Consider the following 2,921-nt stretch of genomic DNA (forward strand, 5'->3'; position numbering starts at 1 on the left):
GGGCGCAGGCGTCCGACGTCGTGCACGTGAACGCCCACGCGACGTCCACCCCGGTGGGCGACAAGCCGGAGTACACCGCCTTGAAGGCGGCGCTCGGAGACCACGTGGACAATGTTGCCGTCTCCGCGACGAAGTCGCAGACCGGCCACCTGCTCGGTGCATCCGGTGCCGTGGAGTCCGTCATGACCGTGTTGGCTGTCTACGAACGCCGTGCTCCGGCCACGATCAACCTGGAAAACCAGGATCCGGACATCCCGCTGGACGTGGTGACCTCTGCCCGCGATCTTCCGCAGGGCGACATTGTGGCCTTGAACAACTCGTTCGGCTTCGGCGGCCACAACGCCGTGGTCGTGTTCCGCAACGTCTAGGAGTTAGCAGCCCACCAGGTGTTTGCCTCCGGGCAGCATGAAAGGGAGGGCGGCCGGTTTTTACCGGTCGCCCTCCCTTTGTGCGTGATGGAGGATGCGGTGTTGCGGGGCGTTGGGCGAGCTTTAGCCGACTTGGTGCAGCCAGCGCACCGGGGCGCCTTCGGCTGCGTGGCGGAAGGGCTCGAGTTCTTCGTCCCAGGCCTCACCCAAGGCCAGTGACAACTCGTGGTAGACGGCTGCGGGGTCGCCGGCACCGGCTTCGTAGGCGTAGCGGATGCGGTCCTCGCTGACCATGACGTTGCCGTGGACGTCCGTCATGGCGTGGAAAATGCCGAGTTCGGGCGTGTGTGACCAGCGGCCGCCGTCGACACCGGGGCTCGGCTCTTCGGCCACTTCATAGCGCAGATGTGCCCATCCGCGCAGGGCGGAAGCCAGCATGGCCCCGGTCCCCTGCGGGCCGACCCACGACAGCTCCGCCCGGTACATTCCGGGCGCAGCGGGCTGAGCGGTCCACTCCAAATCGGTGCGCTTGTCCACGACCGATCCGACGGCCCACTCGATATGAGGGCACAATGCCGAAGGTGCTGAATGCACAAACAGCACGCCACGCGTCATCACAACAGACATCCCATCCTCCATTTGCTGTAGGTACGTCTTCCCCAACGACCTTCAGCCTGTCAACGGATGGAACTTGTCAGTACTGCTGTTTCCGACGCTTCGTTCCTCATTGTGCCGTACGGCATCGAATTGCGCCAGTGTAACTACTTATGTGTTATGTCGTGTCGCCGATTGCGCCGCTGCAGGCCGGTTTCCCGGTCTTGCGCTGCCGGGCTCCACACGATGGCCCGCTGCGCTCCCCACCGTGGCTGGGCTCCGCCCCACCGCGCTCCCACCGTGGCTGGGCTCCGCCCCGCCGCTCTCCAGTCGATGCCCTGCTCCCCCCGAGCACCGCTTTTGCTGCGCGCTCAGGCTCGAGGGTGGGCCTGCTGGTAGCTGCGGCGCAGCCGGTCCACCGAGACGTGGGTGTAGAGCTGGGTGGTGGCCAGGGTGGTGTGGCCCAGGATTTCCTGCACGGCCCGCAGGTCAGCTCCCCCGTCCAGCAGGTGGGTGGCGGCGCTGTGCCGGAGCGCGTGCGGTCCTGTTGCCGAGGTGTCGCCCAGCAGCCCGAAGAGCTTGGCGGCCACCGAGCGGACCTGACGCGGATCTACCCGCTTGCCCCGCTGGCCCAGGAACATAGCCGGACCGCTTTCCCCGTGGGCAAACTTGGGCCGCCCTCTGCGCAGCCAGTCATCCAGTGCCACGGCGGCTGGCAGCCCGAACGGAACCGTCCGTTCCTTGTTGCCTTTGCCCAGCACCCGAATGGTCCGGCGTTCGTTGTCCACCTCATCGATGTCCAGGCCCGCAAGCTCGCTGACGCGGATGCCGGTCGCGTAGAGCAGTTCGATCATCGCCCGGTCACGCAGCGGCAGCGGCTGACCCTCAGCTGCTTGCTCGGCCAGGGTATGGAACAACTCGTCGATCTGGGCCGGCCGCAGCACGGTAGGCAGCGAACTGTTGCGCTTGGGCGCCTTCAGCCGCAGCGACGGGTCGGTGCGGATAAGTTCCTCCCTGAGCGCCCACGCCATGAAGGTGCGCGCTGTCGCCGTTCGCCGGGCCAGTGTGGACCTGGCCATCCCCGCGACATTCATCGCCCCCAGCCAGGAGCGCAGGGTTCCCAAGGTGATGTCCGGCAGCGTCATCGCTCCGGTTTCCGCAGCGTGTCCGAGCAGGTGCCGAACATCCGTTAGGTAGGCCCGCAGGGTGTGTTCCGAACGCGCGCGTTCAGCCTTCAGATAGCGGGCAAAACCATCCAGGGCGGCGTCGAACTCTTCCGGTAGCGGAGGCGTGCCCTGCGGCTCGGGGTCATCTGCAGAGCTCATGTTTTCACTGTGCTTGCCTTGCCGCCCGAACTCAAGCAGGCGCACTGAAGCACTCCGGAATTGTTAGCCTTTGGGTGCGCGGCTCCACCCATGGCGCTGCCCTGGCCCGCTCAGGCCTTACGTCCCCGGTGCCAGCCGGTGGCATCCTGCACGGCCAGTCCTGCCGCTTCCAGGCGTCCGAGTCCCGCCAGGACCAGGCGCACCGGAACCCCGGCCACCGTCGCGAGCTTGTCCACCGAACTTCCCCGGCGAACCGGCAGGGCGTCGAGCAGCAACAGATCGTTCACGCTGAGTCCGTCGTGGTCCGCGAGAACCTCCTGCGTCCCCGCAGCATGCGACGTCTCGATTGGGCCTGCCAGCTCTGCAGCTTCTGCGGCGTCCGTGATAGCTGTCGCGCTCCCGTCCCGCAGCAGGCGGTGGGTGCCGGCCGAGTTTGCGCTGTAGACGGACCCGGGCACGGCACCCACACTCCTGCCAAGACCCGCTGCGTGATGTGCCGTATTCAGAGCCCCCGAGCGCCAGCGGGCTTCCACAACGATCGTGGCCGCCGCCAGAGCGGCTATGAGTCTATTGCGTTGCAAAAACCTCCACCGCGTCGGTGCCGCCCCGGGCGGCACCTCTGCCAACAGGATGC

At 66.8% G+C, this 2,921-nt stretch carries 3 protein-coding genes and 1 pseudogene; 1 reads left to right on the forward strand and 3 read right to left on the reverse strand.

All coding sequences use genetic code 11. The features are described 5' to 3' along the window. A pseudogene (locus AC5RWT_RS36275) lies at nt 1-368 on the forward strand (beta-ketoacyl-ACP synthase); the annotation flags it as partial. 123 nt (nt 369-491) lie between these two features. Here AC5RWT_RS36275 and AC5RWT_RS36280 read toward each other — a convergent pair. The 3 genes from AC5RWT_RS36280 to AC5RWT_RS36290 all read right to left on the reverse strand — a co-directional run. After that, the gene (locus AC5RWT_RS36280; RefSeq protein ID WP_353918298.1) at nt 492-995 is read right to left on the reverse strand and encodes a DUF3145 domain-containing protein; all 504 of its coding nucleotides are present in this window, start codon (nt 993-995) and stop codon (nt 492-494) included. Between the two features lie 338 nt (nt 996-1,333). Further along, a complete protein-coding gene (locus tag AC5RWT_RS36285; protein ID WP_494084447.1) occupies nt 1,334-2,287 on the reverse strand; it encodes a tyrosine recombinase XerC in 954 nt (317 codons plus the stop codon). Between the two features lie 110 nt (nt 2,288-2,397). Continuing rightward, nucleotides 2,398-2,921 (reverse strand): DNA-processing protein DprA (locus AC5RWT_RS36290; RefSeq protein ID WP_494084448.1); only part of this gene is annotated, 524 nt, incomplete at its 5' end.

Source organism: Arthrobacter sp. Dra40 (assembly GCF_059091905.1).

Coding starts and splice junctions, on each gene's coding strand:
- AC5RWT_RS36280 (WP_353918298.1), bottom strand. CDS start 995: ATGTCTGTTGTGATGACGCGTGGCGTGCTGTTTGTGCATTCAGCACCT.
- AC5RWT_RS36285 (WP_494084447.1), bottom strand. CDS start 2,287: ATGAGCTCTGCAGATGACCCCGAGCCGCAGGGCACGCCTCCGCTACCG.